Source organism: Ruegeria sp. CH6, from assembly GCF_056537005.1.
This window is the reverse complement of sequence record NZ_JBQFQS010000010.1, coordinates 122,124-143,834: the sequence shown is the minus strand read 5'-3', so window position 1 is coordinate 143,834 and position 21,711 is coordinate 122,124. Positions and strand designations below refer to the sequence as shown.

Genomic DNA, 21,711 nt, shown 5'->3' with positions numbered 1-21,711 from the left:
GGACAACCATCTCCCTTCAAGGGAAACACCGCCCCCAATCCAATTTGAAAAATTGGGGGCGGTGTCAGATAACATCGAGACTAATTCACCTTACCACCAAAAAGAGATACTCCGTCGCCATAAACGAAAGGCGCACGCTTGAGAACGACCCTATCGATCAGGCCTTTCTCCAAGAGCCATCCAGCAAACGAACCGCCTCCACAAAGGTAGATTGGTCCCTTCGCATTCGATTTAAGTTCCCTAATTAAATGGGTTGTTGCCGACCTGCATATCTTCACATCGCTGTTTTTCAGATCACCAATGGACTGAGAAATCACGATCGTCTCCATGTGCGGATAAGGATTTTGACCCGCTTCCAGGCCATACTTGTATCCAAACTGATATGTTGATCGGCCCATGATTGCCGTCGTGTATGTAGCCATACGCGCATGGTAGTCTTCGACGACCGGTCCTTCATTGGCGAACATTGAGATGTCTTCGGACGGACCCGAGATAAATCCGTCCAGTGAGACGGCGACGTCATAGATAATGGGATGCATTGTGTGCTCCGAGAAAGTTAATCCAATTTTTGCCGTTTGGGCTGGCTGCGTGATTGGACTTACTTGATCACTTTCAGGGCACTCCTATTGCTCATGATTGGATACTGTTGCGTGGTAAGAAAAACCAGCACCATATCGGTCTGTGTTCGGTGCAGCAATTTAACCAAAAACATAGCCGATACCGTGAACAGTACGGATCACCTCGGGCTTTTCAGGGTTTTTTTCGACCTTGCGGCGAATGCGCGATATTCTGAGGTCAATTGATCGATCGAATGGTTCCCAACCCCGATCATGCGCCTTGGCCAGCAGTTGATCACGGTTCAGAATCCGACCACGATTTTCGGCAAAAACCCTCAGCAAACTAAACTCCATGGCGGTTATCGCAATTTCAGAACCGTCTTCGGCAAATAAGCGGGCGCTATCCAGATCAAGATGGCAGGACCCAAAGGGCACCGTGCCGCTGAGACGATCATGCTTTTCCTGCTCGGTATCCCGGATGGCGCTGCGCCGGATCGCCGCTTTGATCCGCGCTTGCAATTCGCGAAGATCAACCGGTTTGACAAGATAGTCATCGGCACCAAACTCCAGACCCAGTACCTTGTCTACTACGTCTCCGGCAGCTGTCAGCATCATCACCGGCACCTGAGAATCCATCCGGATATCCCGCAAGGCCGTGAAACCGTCCTTACCGGGCATACGCACATCCAACAGCACCAGATCGGGTTCCTGTTTAGCCAAAAGCGCCATTAGTTCCGCGGCGTTTTCAACCTCTTGCACGGCATAGCCACATTCGCTCAGGTGATCTGCGAGCATCTTGCGCAAGGGCGCTTCGTCGTCGCAGATGATAACGGAATGATACATAGGCTATTCCAGTTCGTAGAGCACGAGCCGGATCAACGTCAAAAGCTCGCGTTTAATGATTGGTTTTTCGATATAGGGGCGTTTTGATCGTGCAAAGAAGTCACGGACATTCTCACTCAGGGCATCACCGGTTATGAAACCCACGCGATTGGCGCTATTCGGTGAAATCAGGCGCAGGGCTTCGTAAAACGCTTCGCCATCCATATCGGGCATTTTGAAATCGCTCAGGATCACATCAAATTCGCGTGCCTCGGCCATGTGTAACGCCTTACGGGGTGTGGTCGTCATTTCGACCGAATGGCCTTCGTCGGTGAGTATGTCCGAAAGCAATTGCGCCACGCCGGCCTCGTCATCAACCACCAGACAGGACAGCGACTTCGACGGCGTGGGGGCCAGACGATCCATCTCGTTCCGCGTGTTGTCATCATGGACCGCATTCAGCTTGACGTAAAAACTTGTGCCCTCACCCGGAACAGAGCGCAACGACAACTCACCTTCGTGGCCTTCGATAATCTTATGGCTAAAGGCAAGCCCAACGCCGGTCCCTTCGCCGACTTCCTTAGTGGTAAAGAATGGTTCGAAAACCCGGTTCTGAATGTCTGCAGGAATACCCGGACCGTTGTCGCGGATTTCGACCACGGTTCGGTTCTCGTCGACATCGTGATACGACCGCACAAGAATGCGGCCTTCCTCGCGCTGGTCGTGAAGAGCGTGGCCAGCATTGACAATGAGATTGCTGAAAACCTGCGCCAGCTGATCGAAATCACCCGCGATCGGAGGCGCGGTCTCGTCTAGATCAGTCTCGACAACAGTGCCGTTGGTTTTCAGCGAGTAGCCCGACACCTCCAATGCTGTCGCCACGATGTCGTTAAGCGAACAGATATCTATCCGGGTTGGACGCTGACGTGCCATCGCAAGAAAGGTTTTTACGATCTTTCCCGCGCGTTCGGCGGACTGGCACATCAAATCAATCCGTTCGGACAGCACGGGATCGCTCACCTTGCCCTGCAACATCTGGCTATACCCGAAAATCACCGACAATGGATTGTTCAGCTCATGCGCGACGCCGGCCAGTAGTTCCCCAAGGGCCGAGAGCTTTTCGTTCTGATGAGCCACCTCACGCTGTTGTTCCAGCTCTGCCTCGGCACGGATCTGTTCGGTGATTTCCCGATAGGACAGCAGAAATCCACCCAGTGCGGTGACATTCGAACTTCCCAGAAAAACCCTGCCATCAGAGGTTTGCAGCGGAAACTCGCGCCCGTAGTTGTAGATTAAGGCCATTCCGGCGGCAAAGTAGTCTTCCTTACTCATACCCTCCGGGCGCAGGTAATAGTCAGAGTCGACAATGGACCAGAAAAACTCATTTCCAGGGTCACCAGGCTGCGGATCCAACCCCGTGGGCTCGATCATCGCGTACCACGCCTTATTGGCCAGCACGAACTTCTCATCCGCATCAAACAAAACCAGAGGGTAGTCCACTGCATCGATAGCGCCGTTCACGGCTTCGAGCCGCGTCGCCTCAGCCCTACGCTGATTGGTCAGATCGCGTACAAACAACAGGGATCCGCCGTACGCGGTCAAATGTGAGGCACCTACATAGTGTTTGCCCTCTGCGGTGCGTATCTCCACCTGTTTCCCGTGCTGGGACATCTCGGTCATCAGCCAATTGATGTAATCCTCTTGGCTCTGATCCGCAGGGATATCGTAGAAGCCGTCCTTGACCAGCTCGACAACCTTTTCGACAACTTCGTCGCCGGGTTCAGGAGTAAGATGCGGCCGCGCACCATACATCATGTTCTTCCACGCCGTGTTGGCAAAGACGAAACGCATGTTCTCATCGCAAAGAACGAGACCTTCATCCAATGCCTGAAACGCATCTAGCAACATGTCACGCGCTGATTGATCGGGCGTTTTCGCTTCCTCGAGAAACTGCAAGCGCACCAGTGCCCTGCCGCCTGAGGTAATTTTGGTAGTGGCGGCAATGGTGCACCCGTCCGCGTTTCTGAACTCAAATACCTGCCCCGGATCAGTAGGCACTCCAACAGAACGAGAAAGCATCGCCTCATCCATGCCATCTACCGGCTGAAGATAGTCCGTTCCAAAAAAGCCAAGCGCGACCTGTTGAGATGAGGTTCCTTCAGCGGGTCGTGGATGACCTGATGGCGCCAGCATTTCCATGTATTTGTCATTGCACAGAAGAAAACTACCATCGACATCAAATAGTGCGACCCCTTCGTCCATAGCATCAAGCAGGTCTTCGAACTGGGTGACATCGATTTGTGAACTACCTTCGACACAGGTTGCCGTATCCTGAGCTGTCGTCATTTTCGCTGTCCTCTAAGACCGGTTGGATCAAGGCGGTGCACTTGCTGGCTCAGATCAGTTTGTCGGGAGATGCGGTAGCCGACAAGCCATAACCTGAACCCACAAGATAGCTTCACGGTTCGATAACGTACCAAGCGTTATCAACAAAAACCCATCGCGTTCCGCTGGTCCATTCATACTGCCCGCCATCCTGCTCAAGGTGAACAACAACAGGCGGCTGACTGGAGGGGGCCAAAACTTCCCAGGCCAACCCATCCAAGACCGGTGTCAAAGTCAGGTTTTGCATTAGGGTAATTTCGCCTTCCGTCAGCATCTTGGTGACATGAGCATTGATCCGCTCCATCGGAGCACCGCTTTCAGCCATTTTGGTCAAAAGAGGTTCGTGGAAAGCAAATACGGTTTCGACATCTCGCCTTTGAACTGCGGCCTGTAGCTCTTTCACCGCATCAAGCAGGCCCTTGCCGTCGCTTATAACTGCCCCGGGAAAAAAAGCCTCAACCGGGCTCTGGCTATCGAAGACCAATTCTTGCTCTCCATCGCCTTGAATTTCCACCGAAGCCAGAGATTGTTCGTTCGGAAATTCGCCCTCGCAGCCTTCATGCACTGCGAAATAAGCTACATCCTGCGCGCCCTTGGCGTCATAAGTAACCGCAATTGTATTCTCACCGACTAATAAACCCTGATCGAGTTTCACAACACCTGAATAGCTATCTCCTGCCATAACCAGAACACCGTTCAGTCGAATGTCGAAGAAGCCTCCGTCTGTCTTATAATTCACTAGGTGCATGGGCTGACATCCCAGTGCCGATTTGGAAAGCAGTAACACCAGTGCTGCTGATGCAAATCCGGTACGACTTTGGCCACTCATTCTCTCGCTCTCTCCCGCTGCAGGTGAACCTGGGCAGGTCAACAGGTTCCATTTACTTAAACCGTCAGGCTAGTGCCGGTTTGTGTCAGAGAAACATTGCAAGATGTATCAATTGTATCATTTGCCAGAGGGTCGCCGTTATACGAAAAGGTCAGCCACTTTTGATAACCTCAGCCAGCTTCTTTGCCAGCTTGGTGGCCAACGCCGATCTTCGATGGGAAATCCCGACTTTACGTGTTCCTGCGTTTCTATCCGCAAGTGGAACCCAGACGACATCTTCACGGTATCTGGCATGTGAGCGTGGCGTGAAAGCGATGCCAAGATCCGCCGCAACCAGATCCATCAACTGTGGGTCGTTCATAGCCTGTGCTGCGGGCGCTGTGCTGAGTGCATTCATATCCATATGATCAGCGTTCGGGCAGTAAGGCCTGTGAATTATTGGGTACCTGCGAACATCCTCCAGTCGCATCTCGCTCAGGGAGGCAAGCGGATGCTTACTTGAGAACGCTACACCAAAAGGCTCTTCCTCCAATAGCATGAAGCTATGTGAAGCAGGCAGGCAGACATCAGTAGTATAGGCGATGTCGCTATCCTTCGCATCGGCTGTAAAACCGAAGGCCAGATCGGAAAACTCGCGGCGAAGACTGCTGAGCCCTGACGCGAGGCTATTGATCAGCATATCTGGTGCACTATGGATACGGACATTCTGTTTCGGCTGATTCAGAATTCGGCTCTCGAGTGTTGTGAGATGAGTGACGCTGTTCAGCGCGTCATGATAGAGCCGCGTCCCAAGCGGTGTGGGCGTTAAGCCAGTTTTTGAGCGTAGAAACAAAGATGCGCCCAGACGATCTTCAAGCTTTTGAATCGCAGCCGAGACTGTTGGCTGGCTAACGCCGTTCTCTCGTGCCGCTTTGCTAAAAGTCCTGACCTCATAGGCACTGACAAAGTAGCGTAAGGAGTTTAACTCTATCATAGATAATGTCTATACCATACATAATTGGTATAGCAATTACCTTTGCCATGCAGCGGTGACAGACTCCATTCGTCAAACAAAGAGGAGTCTATGAACATGGAACCGAAATCTGCGATTGTTGAAGAAACAGTTATCGAACAAGTCATCGCCAAATTTGTCGCTGGTGATCCGACGATGTTTGAACTGATCGCGCAGGATATTGATTTTCGGATCGATCACTTTCGCGATGATACAGACATCAGTTGGCAGCAGGCAAAAAACCGCGATGAGCTGATGGTACTCGTTGGCCGACTGGGCGCAGAGGTGTTTTCCGAGGGCACAAAATCATTAGGCACAAATTGCGTAGAGCTAAGTGATGGCTGGTATCTGACTTCCTTTCATCAGCAGTTTTTCTACGGCGTCCAACAAACGGAAGTAAAAAGCCTTACCTATATCTTGTCCCACGAAGCGGATGGTCTGCTGGACTACTTCCGCGAGACGGTTACCAGTGTTGTCGAAGTGTAGGTTTTTCCCAAAGTAATAACTCAGTGCAGAGGGGATCTGACGTAAACCCAGCACTGAGCTGTTTCTCTCACTCATGGCACGCATTTTCCGAAGGAAGTAATCTTGCACGCCTTCTAGTAGGAATGCGATAGAACCCCCGCACGATGTAGTTTCTGCGGTATGATGGACAGATCATCCTGCACGATGAAGGTCTCTGCCACACCCTGTAGCGACACCGCTTCACTCACCCAATCCCGGACTGGTTTGATGTTCTCCAAAGTGATCCTTAGCCAGATTGAATGTGCGAAAACTTCATCAATCCGCACTAATAGACTATAGTGCGACACGCTCGATCCAGACTGGTTTTTGAAATGAGCCTGTTCAGCCGCATGATCGACAACAATGCCTTTGATCACCTTACCAGGTCGGATCGTCTCTGGCAGCTGTGCAAATACATCCCCCGGCTGAAGCTGTTCAACGAGCTTAGGGTCATGAGCCCAGGCCACAAATCCGATCATCGTTCCCGCGCCCGCCAACGCAGCTGCCAGAAACATGACCCGATGATGTCGCCACAACCAGCTGAAGCCGGTCTCAAGAGCCGAGGCCGAAGTAGTCTCAAGCTCGCCCTGATAGTCAACGGACCAACCGATTAGTCCAACGAAGAACAACCCAAGCAAACCCAATGTCACAAAATGGAGCACGCCGGCCTTGATCGCCGACTTGGTCGTAAAAGACTGCCAGCCCAAAACATCCTGCGCACGCTGACCAAACCGCAGAGTTTTCTCCCATTGCAGATCGGCAAATCGGTCGGCAAATACGTCGTTATCTTCATAGGTACCACCATGGGAGGTTACGACCTCACCTTCCCCTATAGTTGGATAAAGACGAAACACCTCGTTGTGCAGATCATGACCAACCACGACCGAGGAGTCTGGTTGGCCAAAATAGCGAGTATGGATCGTTCCGATCGTATCAGTCACCATCAACGTATGTACGGTCAGGACCCCCAGAAAGAGTATGCTCAAACCCCAGCGAGATGCCCCGCTCTCAAACCATGAAAACACGATCAATATGCCAGACACGCCAACTGTTAGGCGACAGAAAAGGTCGAACAGAGCCAGTATCGCTACGGTAACCGATAACCAAATCCAATGGTTATAGTCTGAGTACCCCGGAGTTTCTGGAAACGACAACGTGGCAAGATCCTGTTCCATAGAGGGGACCAAATACTGATATCCGGCCAACAGCACGGCGGAAACTAAGAGTAGCCCGCCAGATACCCCTGAGGCGATCGGGATCATTCCGCTCATGCCTTCAAAGCTCTGCTGGCCCGAGAGGGTATAATGCCCCCAAAATGCGAAGGTGACGCTACCGATGCCGACTGCGAAAAGAGCAATACTGGTGGCAGTCATGCCACCGACTCGAAAATCCGTCTCTGACAGGTTCTGAATTCACCAACCCACAATTGTCCTACTAAAGGAGCGATGGCAGCACCGAGGCTTGGCAGTCGCTTGTGTAACATATTCCGGTCTTCCTCGGGCGATTGTAGCGCGTTGCCGTTCAGCGGGATGAGAAGACTCTGGGTTCGAAATGTATCAGAGAAGCGCCAGTGATTGTATCAGTTGTATTTTCACTTGGACTTTAGCAACCGCTGCCCCCGCTCCTGAAGGCTAGACGGGAAAACCAAATGTGAACCGCAAACAAGTGGCTAGACGTTATCGCTTTCCCGCTGTCTTCATTTTGTTCACTATCCGGATGTGTATGTGCTAAAGGCCTTTGTGCAAAATATGTAGATTTCTTCCCCGAGCGAGATGAGCATATTCACCGCTAGAAAGGGTGCGCAGGCAACCAGCGCCTTACCTCCACTTTGACCACATCGCCCACAATGTCTAAAGGTGGAAGATCACCTGACAGTTGGCAACAGTGCCATCAGCTTGAGCCATGACAGTCGCCCGATGTGAATCCTTTTTGTGCACACTGCTCAAAAGACATTGCACCACGGGATTTGAAGTCAGGACGATTTAGCTGATATCAAATTCGCAATAGGGCTCACTTCTTACCGGCCACAATACGATCCAGAATGAGAGCACAAAACAGAATGGCGAGGCCTGCCAATATGCCCTGCCCTGCCGCCGCATATTGCAACGCCTCCAGAACATCTTCGCCCAGTCCCTTTGCCCCGATCAGCGATGCGACAACAACCATGGCCAATGACATCAGGATGGTCTGATTGACACCTGCCATGATGGTTTTGTGCGCAAGTGGAAGATCTACGCGCCAAAGCAGATAGCGCGGGGTGGCACCAAATGCCAAAGCAGCCTCGCGCACGGTTTCGGGAACCTGCTGCAAACCAAGGACGGTAAAGCGAATGACGGGTGGACTGCCAAAAATCATGGTCGCGACCACACCCGCAGGTTTACCGGATCCGATGAACGCGACCACCGGGATCAGATAAACAAAGGATGGCATCGATTGCATGAAATCCAGTATCGGACGCACGATGGCAAATGCCCTAGGCCGACGCGCACAATAGATTCCAAGTGGGATGCCCAGCGTAATTGAGATCATCGCTGCAGCACCCAGCAGTGCGATAGTGGTCATCGCCTTTTCCCAGAAATCCAGTAACCCGAGATAGGCCAATGCAGCGCCGGTGAAAATCGCAACCCGCGCACCCGCGGAAAGGTAAGCCAACATAATGATAACCAGCGACACCACTGGCCAGGGCGTGTCGACCAGAACCACCTCGATCCAGTCCAACAGGGTGCGCATCCCGTACGTCAGCCCGTCAAAGAAACCTCGACCAGCAGTTTTGGTCCATTCAAAAACTGCCTGCACACCATCCCCGACATTCAATCGCCAGTCACGGTTGGTTGGAAAGGTCTTGAGGATCGCAAACGCATCGGGTTGCGCAAATTTTATTGCGGACAGAATGACAACGACCACAGTCAGTGCCGATGCAACAATCATCCGTGCCATGGACCACCCATGAGCCACGCTGGAATCTGATCGCCAACGGGCGAACTGACCCTCCAAGGTCCAGTTGGCCAACGACGCAGCGATAAACTTTACGACCAGCAAAAGGACGATGCCAGATGCCAGATATGTAATCCCCGTTGAATCGGCACTTCGGGCAGCGTCCTGAGCCCCGGCCAAAGCGCCCTCCAGCGACTCTGCTGCACGTTTCAGGGAATCGAGCGAGGCGGCACCCGATTGTTCGGCCGCTTCGATCTGTTGTCGGCGAAGATCAAGGGTTTGTTCGATCTGCTCGGCCCGTTCGCGAAATTCGCGCCCAAGATCACCAAAAAGACCCAGCCCTATCTGTATGTAAGCCAGTGTTTCAAGAACCAGAAAAGTCAAAAACCACGACCAGAGACCGCGCGCTCCAAACCAGATTGGCCCAAGAATTGCAGCAGCCTTGTTCAGGGTGAACCGGTAACCCGGAGCCTGCATCATGTAGGCGAATGTTTTTTGATAATACGCCTCGCCCTGCCCGACGAAATCCCCAATCAGGCCGTTCAGGCGGTCAGCGGTCTCGGGTTGGACCTGTTGTACGTCAACGTGTTTCATCGCCGTCCCCTTATGCCTGACTGTCTTGAATGGCGCGGATCAGACCCGCCCGGTTGATCACGCCCACGGTCTTGCCGTCCTGCGTGACAGCCACAACCCCGTGACCATCTACACAGAGGTTCATCAGATCTGACAAATCCATGTCGGGATGTGCCTCTTTGGCGTCTGTCGGAACCTCACCGTGATTTGCCTCGAATTCTTCAACCGGCTTCATCACCGCATGGGCAAAGATCATGTTAAGTTTTGAAATCCCGGCAACGAAGTCAGCAACATAGTCATCTGCCGGATTCAGAATGATCTCTTCTGGCGTGCCAATCTGAACGATGCGCCCATCTTTCATAATCGCAATTCGATGGCCGATACGAATGGCTTCATCAAGATCGTGCGTGATAAACATCGTAGTCTTGTTGAGCTTGTGGCTGAGCTCCATGAACTGATCCTGCAGTTGCTTGCGGATCAGCGGGTCAAGGGCCGAGAACGGCTCGTCCATCAACAAGATCTCCGGGTCCGCAGCGATAGCCCGGGCAAGACCAACCCGCTGCTGCATGCCACCAGACAGTTCGTGCGCGTATTTGTCTTCCCAGCCGCTCAGTTCCACCAGTTCAAGAACGCGATCCGCTTCTTCCCAGCGCCTTGCCTTGCCGGTGCCGCGAATTTCCAGGGGCATCGCTACGTTGTCACGAACAGTTCGGTGGGGCATCAGGCCAAAGTTCTGGAACACCATCGCAACGCGGCGATTGCGCAAATCGCGAAGGCCTTCGTCGTTCAGGCCCATCACGTCATCGCCGTCGAGGTAGATATGGCCATCCGTGGGTTCCAGCAGACGGTTGACGTGGCGCACCAGAGTCGACTTACCCGACCCGGACAGACCCATGACGCAAAACAGCTCACCGCGTTCGATCTCGAAACTGGCATCGGCAACACCTACAACGCAGTTAAAGCGTTCAAGTACCTCCGCCTTGCTCAGCCCTTCATTGTGAATGGCCTTCAACGCGTCTTGCGCCTTTGCTCCGAAAACTTTCCACACGCCACGCGCATCGATTGCGATATCCGCTGTCATACTGGTCTCACCATAGTTGGTCTTGTGGATTGCGCCCCCGATCCAGAAACGCCGGGGGCACAGTTGCTTCAGTTGGTTTTCAGGCCCAGCCAGCCATCAACTGTATCGCCATTGGCATCGATCCATTCGGCCACAACCTCATCGATCTCGCGCCCTTTGACCACGACTTCATAAGTCAGACCGCTCAGCTGCGCGGCATCCATATTGATGCTGCTCAGGAATGACGCGGCCGCCGGATTGCGCTGATCCAAGGACTTGGAATGCGCAACCGTTACTGTCTTTACCGGCTCGCCGGTGCTGACATGAGACTGGTTGTACCAATCAGCATCCTGATCGGGTTGGACCATTTTGTAGGTGGCTGGATCATGTTCGGGCTCTTCCAGAATGGTGACGTCATAAAGCGCATGCACGTAATGCGGAGCATAACAGTAGAACGCTGCACCTTTCTTCTGATCGATCTGATCCTTCAAACGCGAATAGAATACCGTTTCATCCTCGGTGGTCGGTGTCAGGAAAGTTTCGATGCCATAGTCGCGTACCCGTACTTTAAAGGTATTGGTAGATGCCCAACCAGAAGCGCCAACCCAGACCTCGCCCATGCCATCGCCGTCTGAGTCAAAAAGCTCCTGTGCCATCGGTGTGGCAAGATCATAGATCGATTTGATGTTGTGATCCTCGACCATGTAGGTCGGAACACAAATACCGGCACGACCTTCATAGCTACCGTCGGACAGGCCAACTGTCCCCTTTTGGTCCACGTATTCGTCAGTAAACGAAGATTGGTTTGGCAACCAGACATCGGGGTGCACGTCAATGTCACCACGCCCACCATCCATCGCAGCAAAGATCACTGCGTTTGCACCGGGCGCATAGCCGACCTCACCGCCAAGACGGGTTTCAATGACCTGACCGATCACGCGGCTCATAATCTTGGCTCCAGGCCAGCTGGGCTCTCCAACCATAACCTTTTCCTGCGCCATTGCAGTGGTGGCACCCAAGGCCAATGCCAGCGACGCAGTCAGTGTATTAAAGTGCTTCATCTTGTTCTCCTGTTGCGTAGTGTTGCTTGCGCCTTCAGGCGCGCGCCCGCTTTCGTTGCGGGTCTATGAATGGAATGTCCGAGACTGTGGCACCGAGCCTTTTCATCCGCCCGTCAAGTTGACCGATTTCCAGCTGTGTCCCGTTCTCGGAGTGTTCGACCGACACCCTCGCCATCGCGATGGCGTGTTCCAGCATCGGTGACCTAGTGGCCGAAGTGACGACGCCTACCTGCCGTTCACCGGCAAAAACAGGGGCGCCGTGGGCAGGTACATCATCACAGCCGATCAGTAAGCCTTTGAGCGCGCGACGCGGCTCTCGCGCGTTTCTTTCAAGCGCGGCTTTGCCCGTAAAATTGTTTTTGTTCAGATCGATGGCGAAGCCCAACCCGGCTTCGAATGCATCTACTCCGGGTGCAAATTCAGCATTTGCCGCGGCCAACCCGGCTTCGATCCGGATAATGTCCAATGCTGCCGAGCCCATGGGTGTAACTCCAAGTTCCTGACCCGCTTCCATAACAGCGTCCCAGATCTCAATCGCGTCAGACTTGGAACAAAAGATTTCGTAGCCCAGCTCCCCAGTGTATCCGGAGCGCGAGAGCATGAATGGCGCACCCTCGCGATTATTGAGGCGGGCGATCGTGACCCCGAACCACTTCAGGTCATCCAACGAAGGAACGTGTGGTTGAGTAAAGGTGATCTTGCGCAATAGGTCGCGCGATTTTGGCCCCTGAATCGCGAGGTTAGGCATTGCGTTCTGCATGGCGTGCACACGGACCTGCAGGCCCAGATTCGTGGCCAATGACTGCAGTGCGCGGCCGCTTTCTTCAGAGCCGCAGCACCAGCGGAAGATCTCGGGCGCAAGCCGAAAAAGCGTGCCGTCATCGATGACCGACCCGCTTTCGTCGCACATCAAAGTGTAGGACCCGCGCCAGACCGGCAGCTTGGCCACGTTTCGGGTTGTTGCTTGTTGCAGCAGTTTCTCCGCATCTGGGCCAACGATATCGAATTTGCGCAACCCGCTCATGTCCTGCACCGTCACTGCCTCGCGACAGGCCCAGTACTCGCCCAATGTTCCGAAAGCGGGAAAGCTGACCGGTGCCCATAGATCACGTGCAGGTGCAAATTGTTGGGTCAGTGGGGTCAGACGGTCATGAAACGCGGAATCCTGACTGATCGACATCGGGGCATCTTCCTTTTCACGATAGGCAACCGCGCGGCGGATAGGTGTTTCGGAGCGATAGATTCGCACATGTACATCTGTCGGGTTCCAGCCGTTGATCGGATCGATATCATCCGGGCACGCGGTTGAGACACAAACCAGATCTTCCAGTGCCCGCATGGTAACGTAGTCTCCGGGGCGCGAATGGGATTCTTCGGTCAGGATGTGATGGCTTGCCGGATCAATCCACGTGCTCCAGAAGAAATTGATGGCTGGCCACGCAGACCGACGGGCTACGCCGTAGGCTGCTAGCGCATTCGACATATTGTCTGAACAGTTCACATGGCCGGGAAAGCCGCGTTCTTCATAGCCGCGCGCGGTGCAAGCTAGACCAAACGTATCATGACGCCCACAGGTGTCTTGCACCACATTGAGAAGAGGCCGCATCTCACGGTCGTAAAATTTGTCAAGCAACCCGGGGCCAGGATAGGCGCGTCGCACCATCGACCGGGTCGCGGTCGAGTCGATCATCCATTCATCACCAAGATCCAACCCGTCGGAACGAAGTGCCATGAAGTCAGAGCACTGCTGCCCCTCGACGTCGATGATTTGAACAAATTCACCGGCTTTCAGCTCATATGCGAGTCCCGTACCGCGCGGCACAGTGAATTCGTCTCGCGTATCACCCAAAAGCGGTGGCAATAAAGGCACGCTTGAAGCTGCAACCGTATGAGAAACCGCGACGCAGCCAGAACCAATCCCTTCGATCAATCCAGCGTTCGGAGTTGGTCGGATCAGCCAAACTGTGATGCGTTTGTCTGTACGCAAGATCAGAGGATCTGCTGACGCGACTGCCTTGTAGCACGGAACTGTTTGCGTTGGATTTCCGCCATTCGCACTGATCCAACCCTCGAGTGGCTCGCTGTTGAACCCGTCGTGATCAAGCGCTCCGTTTGCCTCTAAGCCCAGATGAGCAAGCGCCGTCTGCCCGTTGAGATATGCAACAATGTCCAGAGGTTGCGTCTGCGACGCCGCTTCCAAGGATAGCAAATCACCCGGATCCAACTCCACTCGGATCGCTTCCCGCGATGCCAGAACATATTTTCGAACTCCGGAAGCCTTCGGAAACCCAGGGAATCTGCGCCCCGGGCTTTCAAACCCGGAATTTGTGAAATCGTGTAAGACAGCAGAACCTTGCATATCGCTGTTGGATTCTCAGTTATGAAACTAGTTACAGAGGTTGATGAAACTAGTTACATATGTCAACACTTTCATTGAAGCTCAAAATAAATTGGACGCAAATACAGGTGACACAAAAAGCCCCCGCGCTGAAAAAACGCGCAAATCTCAGAGATGTTGCAAAAGCAGCGGGCGTTTCAGTCGCGACAGTGTCCCGAGTACTGAATGAACCAGATGTGGTAAAAAAAGACACTCTGGAGAAAGTTCAAAAAGCGATCACCGATCTTCGCTTCGTCCCCAGTGCGGCGGCCCGAGCAATTAATTCTGGCCGTACGCGTTTTGTAGGTGCGCTGGTTCCAACACTGGACAATGCTATTTTCGCTCGGTTTTTGGCCGCTTTGGAGCGAAAGCTTTCCGAAGATGGGTTATCGTTGATTGTGGCCACTACTGAGTCTGACTTGCAGGTCGAAGCTAAAAAGGCGAAGGGGCTTGTCGATATTGGGGCAGAAGGCCTGATCGTTACCGGCGCAACCCATTCCGATGAGTTCCACGAACTTCTCGAACGTACGATGATCCCCACAATCATCACATCCTATTATGACGGTTCCAATCCTTTGCCAACGATCGGGTATGACAACAAGGCCGCGGCACAATTGGCACTGCAACACCTCATTGACCTGGGGCATCAGAAAATCACTGTTGTGCACGGCCCGGTTCACAACAATGACCGGACCCTCGCAAGGCTTTCCGGGCTGCGCGCTGTGAACTGGAACGGCGAACTTGCAACTGTTGAGACTGAAATCAGCCTTCGCGGCGGTGCGGAAGCAGCTGCGCGTATCGTAAGCAACGCGGTCAAGACTGACGCTGTCTTGTGTCTTTCGGACGTCGTCGCGCTAGGGGTTTTGTTTGGTCTTCAATCCAAGGGAGTAAGTGTTCCGAAAGAAGTGTCGTTGATGGGGCTGGATGATCTGCCCAGTTCTGCCGTCGCCGTACCATCGTTGTCGACGGTTCATCTTCCGGTTTCCAGAATGGGCGAACGTGCAGCCATCGCGTTGGCCCGCTGGATTTCTTTCCAGGAGAGACCAGAGTCTGAGAAGTTAGAGGCACAGTTGATCGAAAGAAACTCTGCGATACGAAACTCAGCGCTGGAAAATTAGGTCTTCTCTCAGAGTAGTTGGCACCGACAAAAGCGGAGCCAATACTGCAGGCATCAAGGCTATCACCAGAATACTCTAAGGATTTGGCTGCTCAGTACCAATCGAGATGGTGCGGCGTAAATGCCTGAACATCATCGTGGAGCAGGATCACCGTTTCATCAAACGATGATCACGGTTCTGTTCACGATCATTTTGGATCGCGCTGCCAGACATGCACTGGCTTCAGGATGGATGGGTCAACCGTTACATCGTGCCCTAGGTTTTTGCACAAGAAAGTTGCGCGGCAAGACGGGCCGTCTTGTCGCAACCAGCTCATCAGAACCCAACCATGCGATCGCTTTTCGAGCAGGCGCATTTGACGTATCAACGGGGTATGAAAGTTCTTTTGGCAGAAGACGATGTGAAATCGGCTGACTATATCCGCAAAGGCCTGACCGAACACGGATATGTTGTTGACTGGGTAGAAGATGGTCGAGAGGCTCTGACCTATTGCCTCTACAATAGCGTAGACATTGCGATTGTTGATCGGATGCTGCCTGGCATGGATGGGTTGTCAGTTGTAAAGGCACTACGCGCATCGAAAAGCGATCTGCCAATCATCTTTCTGACTGCTCTCTCGGATGTGGATGACCGGGTCGAAGGGCTGCTGGCTGGCGGTGATGACTATATGGTCAAGCCGTTTCACTTTTCAGAGTTGCTTGCCCGGATTACTGCTCTTTCCCGGCGCCCGGGCCAGACCGCTCAGGAGACCATTCTAGAGGTTCATGACCTGAGTCTGGATCTCTTGACTCGAACAGCAACCAGGCAGGGCCAGGTGATTGAGCTTTTGAATAAGGAGTTTGCTCTGCTGCAGCACCTGATGGAGCATCCGGGCAGAGTTGTCAGTCGCACAATGATCTTGGAGAAAGTGTGGGATTTCACTTTTGACCCCGGCACCACAATTGTTGAAACGCACATCAGCAAACTGCGACACAAAGTGGATAAACCGTTCAAAACCGCGCTGATACACACGGTACGTAACATGGGATATACGATCCGTGCGCCTCGGTGAGTTGATCAGCGGCCAGCCGTTCAAAGCGACACTAAGGGCACTGTTTTTCTTTCTGGTAATATTCACGATCTGCGGTTGGGCATTGGTACGGATCGTGGAGAATACGCTGGTCAGCGAAATCAATGCCCAAAGCGAAGGCGAAAGCCTTTTGCTAGGTGATATTTATGAGGCCGAGGGGCAATCCGGCCTGGTAGACACTCTGCATCAGATGGATCGCCTTTCTGAGCCATCCAATCGCGTTGTGTCTTTGCTGGACGCGAACAATGTGACCCTAACAGGTCCATTTGCCTTGGCCCCGGATTTTGTCGGGGTAGCACGGCAGGATCTGGATACATTGACTAACGGTCGCGTGGTCGGCGATTACCATTTGAGCGTTCACAAGCTTGATGACATGACATTGGTTATTGGGCGTAGCAGAGAGCCAATTCAACTTGCTGTCATGAGGCTTGTGGGGGGGTTAGTGGTGTTTGGGCTGATAAACACCATCGCAATACTGGCCTTGGGACTTTGGGCAAGCCGTTTCTCAATGACCCGATTGCAAGAGATGAACTCAGCGCTTTCACGGGTTTCGGATGGTGACCTAGATGTCAGATTGCCCGTTTATAATCGTGACGATCAGTTTGACCGTATTGCAACGCGAGTGAACCAGAATCTCGATCGATTGACGCTTTTGGTTACCGGAATGAAATCAACCGCTTCTGCAATCGCGCATGATCTGAAAACTCCACTTTCACATCTGCAAATTGCGTTGCACGAGATCGCAGATGCGGTGGACCAGCAGACTGACCCTGTACCCAAGATCGATGCAGCTCTCGCAGAAGCCGAGGCCCTGGGTACGATTTTCGACACCATGCTTCGAATCGCGCGGGTCGAAGCTGACCGTGATCAATCGCGATTGCAATTGATCCCACTTCGGCCCCTGGTTGAAGAGGTAGCAGAATTTGTTCGTCCGATGACTGAAGAAAGCAATCAGACCCTAGTGGTAAAATCGCAAGATGTTCAGATCAAAGCTGACGCTCCGATGATAAAGCAGGCTCTGGTTAACCTAGTGATGAACGCATCAAACCATGCTGGAAGCGGCGCGGAGATTAATGTTGAGATCAGCGCCACTGAACACGGTGCGACACTGGTCGTTCGTGACACAGGCCCCGGAATTCCGGAGGACGACATGGACCGTGCGCTGCAACCGTTCGTCCGGATGGATGCGGCCCGCACCACGCCCGGAAGCGGGCTTGGGCTGACTTTGGTGCGAGCAGTTGTCGACCGTCATGGCGCAACGCTGACGCTGTCAGATGCCAAACCGGGCCTGTGTGTTTCGATCATGTTTAGAGAATTCAAAAAAATTTAAACTTCGACGCAAGCTCAGGTGAAGTTCGCAAACTAGTTTCCGGTCAATCGCGGCAAACCATGTTGCAGAAGATCAGGAGATGAGCATGAAAGCGAATACGAAATCTGTGGCCACCATTGTTGCCCTCGCCCTCGCCACGACAAGTTTATCGCAGATAGCGTTTGCTGACACGGATGTGACCAGCGAAACGGAAACTGCTGGAGAGGTTGAAACACAACACATCCGCATTCCTGCTATCGGCAAGCTCATTCTGGACGGTGTGCGGGCTGCGCGTCTGGCCTTGTTTGATGGCAATCTTGATCAGGCCAAAGAGATCGTGTCCACCTCACGAGGCGCTATCGACGAGCATGCGGCAAAATTCTCGGTGCATCTGAGTGATGGCAAGGGTTACGCCCTGCCCGTCGACAGCGGGTTAAAGTTCTCCGATGGGTTTGAGCCTACGGATCAGCATGGCGCTAGCATAACCCAAGCTGGGGTCATGATTCAGGAGGGTCGCGTGGATGAAGCGATCAAGGTCATGTCGAAGGCTGGCGTCGAATTGGATGTCGCAGTCGTAATGTTGCCTGTCGGCGCCACTGCAACACATCTGGAACAGGCACTGACCGATATCGAGGCAGGACAGATTCATAAGGCCAATATGGCGCTTAAGGCGGTGGAAACCTCGACGGTGATCCAAGACTTCAAGCCCGGCAATCTGCCTGCCCAAGGTTATCCTCTGGCCGACATACTTCCGGGTTGAACTGACCACTCACGGAAGACGTGCCCTGCGTGGTTCTCACCATTTCACGCAGGGCAACTCGATGGCGGTCAGCCCCGGTACGAGAAGGTTCTGACAGCACCGAAGATCGTCTTTGGCGAATTATTTTGCCGTGTTGATCCTCGCATTGAAACACCCACCAAGGGAGGAAAAATTGGAAAGTAAGACTAAAAAACAATCTGATATCCACTGGGCGATCGAAATGCACGCCAGTGAATATCATCAGGGAAAGCTTAGCCGTCGCGAATTCTTGACTCGTGCCACTGGCCTCGGGGTTAGCGCTGCGGCTGCTTACAGTTTGATTGGTGTGCCGGCACCGGCAAGTGCGGATGTCATCAAAAAGGATGGCGGCGTTGTGCGCGTTCAGATGAGCGTGCGCGCTTTGAAGGACCCGCGTACCTATGACTGGTCCGAAATGGGCAACGAAACCCGCGGCACCCTTGAATATCTGGTGCAATACAACCCTGATGGTTCGTTGACGCCCATGCTGCTAGAAGGCTGGGAGGTTAATGATGACGCCACCGAATACACTCTACATGTCCGCAGGGGCGTGAAGTGGAACAATGGTGACGATTTCACGGCTCAGGATGTCGCCCGGAATATTCGCGGATGGACTGACAGAAGTGTCGAAGCCAACTCGATGGCCGGTCGCTTTGCAAGTCTGGTTGACCCGACACTGAACAAAGCCAGCCCCGACATGGTCAAAGTCGTAGACGATCATACGGTTAAGCTCACACTACCGGATTCGGATATTTCTCTGATTGCGGGAATGTCTGACTATCCCGCTGCAATCGTGCATGAATCCTTCGATGAAAACGACGTCAAAGGTGCCATAGGCACCGGTCCGTATCTGATCGATGAATTTGAGGTGGGCGTTAAATGCACACTGATACGCAATGATGCGCATCCATGGTGGGGCGACGAGGTGTTCGGCAAACCAGCTTTGGAAAAGATCGAATACATCGACTATGGCACCGATCCGGCTGCTTGGCTGGCAGCGCTGGAATCCGGCGAAGTCGATATGCTTCACGAGGCCGTCGGAGAATTCATCGATGTTCTGGATGGCCTCGGCTATGAAAAGTCCGAAGTGCTGACCATGAGCACCATTGTCATCCGTCCCAACCAGCAAGCAGAGGTAAATGGTAGCAAACCTTATGCTGACAAGCGGGTGCGCAAGGCAATTCAAATGGCGGTTAAAAACGCTGTTCTGCTCGAACTTGGTTACGGGAATCGCGGCGAAACTGCCGAAAACCACCATGTAGGCCCATTGCATCCCGAATTCGCCCCGTTGCCACCTATGCCCTATGATCCGAAGGCCGCGAAAGCACTGATGGATGAGGCCGGAATGGGCGATTACGAGCACGAATTGTTCTCGATCGACGATGACTGGCGCAGAAACACAACTGACGCCGTGGCCGCTCAGTTGCGGGATGCGGGTATCAAGGTAAAGCGGACAGTTCTGCCTGGGGCAACCTTCTGGAACGACTGGACCAAGTACCCGTTCAGTTCAACCAATTGGAACCATCGACCCTTGGGTGTGCAGATTCACGCGCTTGCCTACAAATCAGGCGAGGCATGGAATGAGTTTGGTTGGGAAAACCCCGAGTTTGACGCCCTGCTGGCTGAAGCGTTGACAATTGCGGATGCAGACAAGCGCCGCGTGGTGGCGAAAAAGATGGAAGAACTGATCCAGGAAGAAGGCGTCACCATTCAGCCGTACTGGCGTTCACTCTATCGTTTCATGGTCGAAGGCTTGGCTGAAACCGGAATGCACCCAGCCTTTGAACATCATCACTACAAATGGGGCTGGAAGGCCTGAGCCTCTAACCCCTGCCAATTTCAGGCGTTCAGCTCAGACCAGATCTGATGGGCGCCTTCTTCAACACACTTCCTGAGGTTGTCCCCTCACTCATGGAAGGCGCGCTCTGCGAATATCCGGGGATGTGACGCAGAGCGCAGTAATTAACTAGAGATCGAGATGAATCATGTCATCAATATCCCAGATACCGAGAAGAACGATCTGGTTGGCTATCTCAAGTCGCATATGAACGCGCGCATTATCGATCAGTTGAGGCTAATGGCATGAAGGGAATATCGATCTCTCTTGCCGAGCTGGTTCGCGCGTGTCCCCCGTGCGCCTCACGGTGTTCACTACCCCTGAGGCCTGCATAAGATCTTGTATAACCGTGGTACGCGACCAAACGACAAAGGCACCTTCGGTTTGAAGATGGTTAGACGAAATCATGCTTGACGGGCCCCTGAATTTGGGGCGTGTGAAAGCCCGCTATAGACGATGCCCGAAAGCCTTCCTTTCAGAAATCGCTCATATGGCAATCGCAATTTACTGACTTAGAAAATCAATGAGCCCGACGCCCGATATTGACGCTTTATCGTTTAGCGTCCGCTCCACAAGCCCAGATCACATCCTCAACAAAAAGCTCAACTGCTCGTCTGTGAAGGTTTGTCGGCCGGGTTGCGAGGTAGAATGTGGAGGTCCAGTGCAACCTGTCCGGCGCAAGTTCTCGGAGCTTTCCGTTCTGTGCTCTGGCTTCTACGAAGTGGACCGGCAGTGGCCCAAGGTAGTGTCCGGTCTCAATTAATGTCGCCATGGCCTCCATATTCGCCACGACAGCCTTTGGGTCTGTGGATTGAAGCTCGGGCGATACCAGGTGGCTGTAGGATCTCTGGCAAATATGATAACCCGAGATGATGTTGATATCGATTTTGTCGTTGGGCAAATCGAACAACGGATGGTCGCGACCGCAATAGAGCCGGTGCTCTTCTTGGCACAATTCGGTGTATGTCAGATCAGCAACTTGGTTGCGAAACGGTGCAATTGCAACATGCAGTTTTCCGGTTATCAGCTGTTGTGTGAGTTCCGTCGGTGAAGCAACAACAATCTCCAGGCGTACATCGTTTGGCCGGTCGAGAAACCGCTTCAGGGCCTTTTCCAGGCTCAGGTCGGCAAGGGTGTTGACGGCGTCGACGACCCCGATCCGCAAATCGCCGGTTGTGGCGTCCCGAAGCTCAAGGAGTTCGGCATCAAAATCACGCGCGCTGCGCAGAATGTCCCTGGCTTTGCCATAGGCGATCTCACCCCGCTCCGTGAGGCGGAACCCCCCTCGCCCGCGTTCGCACACACGATATCCAAGTGCCGCTTCGAGGTCGCGGATTCGAATGCTGATGGCGGATTGTGTAATGCCCAGTGCGTACTGTGCATCGGTAAATCCACCGCAATCGACCACGGCCACAAATGTCTCAAGGAGTGTATTTCTCAGCAGTTTCAAAGGTCAGCTCCTCCTAACCACATAACATAGTTTTTCTTTATGTGAACATTTACAAGA

17 protein-coding genes and 1 pseudogene are annotated in these 21,711 nt (G+C 53.2%); 7 read left to right on the top strand and 11 right to left on the bottom strand.

Annotated elements, in window-relative coordinates:
- Positions 1–80 precede the first annotated feature (80 nt).
- The 5 genes from ACR0CW_RS17820 to ACR0CW_RS17800 form a co-directional block, all read right to left on the bottom strand.
- A complete protein-coding gene (locus ACR0CW_RS17820) occupies positions 81–539 on the bottom strand; it encodes a dihydrofolate reductase family protein (protein WP_480788814.1) in 459 nt (152 codons plus the stop codon).
- Positions 540–698: 159 nt separating this feature from the next.
- Positions 699–1,400, bottom strand: a complete 702-nt coding sequence (locus tag ACR0CW_RS17815; RefSeq protein ID WP_480788813.1) for a response regulator — start codon at positions 1,398–1,400, stop codon at positions 699–701.
- Positions 1,401–1,403: 3 nt separating this feature from the next.
- Positions 1,404–3,725: an ATP-binding protein gene (locus tag ACR0CW_RS17810; protein WP_480788812.1), complete on the bottom strand. Its 2,322-nt coding sequence runs from the start codon at positions 3,723–3,725 to the stop codon at positions 1,404–1,406.
- A 112-nt stretch (positions 3,726–3,837) separates the two neighbouring features.
- Entirely contained in the window at positions 3,838–4,593 is a 756-nt protein-coding gene (locus ACR0CW_RS17805; protein ID WP_480788811.1) for a hypothetical protein, read from the bottom strand.
- Positions 4,594–4,744: 151 nt separating this feature from the next.
- On the bottom strand, positions 4,745–5,566 hold the full coding sequence (locus ACR0CW_RS17800; protein ID WP_480788810.1) for a LysR family transcriptional regulator: 822 nt from the start codon (positions 5,564–5,566) through the stop codon (positions 4,745–4,747).
- Positions 5,567–5,662: 96 nt separating this feature from the next.
- On the opposite strand from ACR0CW_RS17800, the gene ACR0CW_RS17795 reads away from it, so the two are divergent.
- Positions 5,663–6,070 (top strand): hypothetical protein, encoded by a 408-nt coding sequence (locus ACR0CW_RS17795; RefSeq protein WP_480788809.1) that lies wholly within the window; start codon positions 5,663–5,665, stop codon positions 6,068–6,070.
- A 113-nt stretch (positions 6,071–6,183) separates the two neighbouring features.
- On the opposite strand, the gene ACR0CW_RS17790 is transcribed toward ACR0CW_RS17795, so the two are convergent.
- The 5 genes from ACR0CW_RS17790 to ACR0CW_RS17770 form a co-directional block, all read right to left on the bottom strand.
- A complete protein-coding gene (locus ACR0CW_RS17790) occupies positions 6,184–7,461 on the bottom strand; it encodes a hypothetical protein (protein ID WP_480788808.1) in 1,278 nt (425 codons plus the stop codon).
- A gap of 637 nt (positions 7,462–8,098) precedes the next feature.
- Positions 8,099–9,616: an ABC transporter permease gene (locus ACR0CW_RS17785; RefSeq protein ID WP_480788807.1), complete on the bottom strand. Its 1,518-nt coding sequence runs from the start codon at positions 9,614–9,616 to the stop codon at positions 8,099–8,101.
- Between the two features lie 10 nt (positions 9,617–9,626).
- Positions 9,627–10,676, bottom strand: coding sequence for a quaternary amine ABC transporter ATP-binding protein (locus tag ACR0CW_RS17780; protein ID WP_480788806.1), 1,050 nt, complete (start codon positions 10,674–10,676; stop codon positions 9,627–9,629).
- Between the two features lie 68 nt (positions 10,677–10,744).
- Positions 10,745–11,716 (bottom strand): ABC transporter substrate-binding protein, encoded by a 972-nt coding sequence (locus ACR0CW_RS17775; protein ID WP_170336108.1) that lies wholly within the window; start codon positions 11,714–11,716, stop codon positions 10,745–10,747.
- 34 nt (positions 11,717–11,750) lie between these two features.
- On the bottom strand, positions 11,751–13,946 hold the full coding sequence (locus ACR0CW_RS17770; RefSeq protein ID WP_480788805.1) for a DUF1989 domain-containing protein: 2,196 nt from the start codon (positions 13,944–13,946) through the stop codon (positions 11,751–11,753).
- Positions 13,947–14,182: 236 nt separating this feature from the next.
- Between ACR0CW_RS17770 and ACR0CW_RS17765 the strand changes: the two genes are divergently transcribed.
- The 6 genes and pseudogenes from ACR0CW_RS17765 (at position 14,183) to ACR0CW_RS17740 (ending at position 20,186) form a co-directional block, all read left to right on the top strand.
- Positions 14,183–15,211 carry a LacI family DNA-binding transcriptional regulator gene (locus ACR0CW_RS17765; protein ID WP_480788804.1) on the top strand — a complete coding sequence of 343 codons (1,029 nt, stop codon included), beginning with the start codon at positions 14,183–14,185 and terminating at the stop codon, positions 15,209–15,211.
- Positions 15,212–15,230: 19 nt separating this feature from the next.
- Positions 15,231–15,377, top strand: a pseudogene (locus ACR0CW_RS17760) (IS6 family transposase); the annotation flags it as partial.
- 207 nt (positions 15,378–15,584) lie between these two features.
- Positions 15,585–16,262 (top strand): response regulator transcription factor, encoded by a 678-nt coding sequence (locus ACR0CW_RS17755; protein WP_170336104.1) that lies wholly within the window; start codon positions 15,585–15,587, stop codon positions 16,260–16,262.
- A complete protein-coding gene (locus tag ACR0CW_RS17750; protein ID WP_480788803.1) occupies positions 16,249–17,610 on the top strand; it encodes a sensor histidine kinase in 1,362 nt (453 codons plus the stop codon). The genes ACR0CW_RS17755 and ACR0CW_RS17750 overlap by 14 nt, the downstream gene beginning before the upstream one ends.
- Before the next feature lie 85 nt (positions 17,611–17,695).
- Positions 17,696–18,349, top strand: a complete 654-nt coding sequence (locus ACR0CW_RS17745; RefSeq protein WP_480788802.1) for a YfdX family protein — start codon at positions 17,696–17,698, stop codon at positions 18,347–18,349.
- A 220-nt stretch (positions 18,350–18,569) separates the two neighbouring features.
- Positions 18,570–20,186: an ABC transporter substrate-binding protein gene (locus ACR0CW_RS17740; RefSeq protein WP_480788817.1), complete on the top strand. Its 1,617-nt coding sequence runs from the start codon at positions 18,570–18,572 to the stop codon at positions 20,184–20,186.
- 568 nt (positions 20,187–20,754) lie between these two features.
- Here ACR0CW_RS17740 and ACR0CW_RS17735 read toward each other — a convergent pair.
- A complete protein-coding gene (locus ACR0CW_RS17735) occupies positions 20,755–21,654 on the bottom strand; it encodes a LysR family transcriptional regulator (RefSeq protein ID WP_170336098.1) in 900 nt (299 codons plus the stop codon).
- Between the last annotated feature and the right edge of the window lie 57 nt (positions 21,655–21,711).

What these genes read in the sequence shown, in the direction of transcription:
- ACR0CW_RS17820 (WP_480788814.1), bottom strand. Translation starts at nt 539, where the DNA reads ATGCATCCCATTATCTATGACGTCGCCGTCTCACTGGACGGATTTATC.
- ACR0CW_RS17815 (WP_480788813.1), bottom strand. Translation starts at nt 1,400, where the DNA reads ATGTATCATTCCGTTATCATCTGCGACGACGAAGCGCCCTTGCGCAAG.
- ACR0CW_RS17810 (WP_480788812.1), bottom strand. Translation starts at nt 3,725, where the DNA reads ATGACGACAGCTCAGGATACGGCAACCTGTGTCGAAGGTAGTTCACAA.
- ACR0CW_RS17805 (WP_480788811.1), bottom strand. Translation starts at nt 4,593, where the DNA reads ATGAGTGGCCAAAGTCGTACCGGATTTGCATCAGCAGCACTGGTGTTA.
- ACR0CW_RS17800 (WP_480788810.1), bottom strand. Translation starts at nt 5,566, where the DNA reads ATGATAGAGTTAAACTCCTTACGCTACTTTGTCAGTGCCTATGAGGTC.
- ACR0CW_RS17795 (WP_480788809.1), top strand. Translation starts at nt 5,663, where the DNA reads ATGGAACCGAAATCTGCGATTGTTGAAGAAACAGTTATCGAACAAGTC.
- ACR0CW_RS17790 (WP_480788808.1), bottom strand. Translation starts at nt 7,461, where the DNA reads ATGACTGCCACCAGTATTGCTCTTTTCGCAGTCGGCATCGGTAGCGTC.
- ACR0CW_RS17785 (WP_480788807.1), bottom strand. Translation starts at nt 9,616, where the DNA reads ATGAAACACGTTGACGTACAACAGGTCCAACCCGAGACCGCTGACCGC.
- ACR0CW_RS17780 (WP_480788806.1), bottom strand. Translation starts at nt 10,676, where the DNA reads ATGACAGCGGATATCGCAATCGATGCGCGTGGCGTGTGGAAAGTTTTC.
- ACR0CW_RS17775 (WP_170336108.1), bottom strand. Translation starts at nt 11,716, where the DNA reads ATGAAGCACTTTAATACACTGACTGCGTCGCTGGCATTGGCCTTGGGT.
- ACR0CW_RS17755 (WP_170336104.1), top strand. Translation starts at nt 15,585, where the DNA reads ATGAAAGTTCTTTTGGCAGAAGACGATGTGAAATCGGCTGACTATATC.
- ACR0CW_RS17745 (WP_480788802.1), top strand. Translation starts at nt 17,696, where the DNA reads ATGAAAGCGAATACGAAATCTGTGGCCACCATTGTTGCCCTCGCCCTC.
- ACR0CW_RS17740 (WP_480788817.1), top strand. Translation starts at nt 18,570, where the DNA reads ATGCACGCCAGTGAATATCATCAGGGAAAGCTTAGCCGTCGCGAATTC.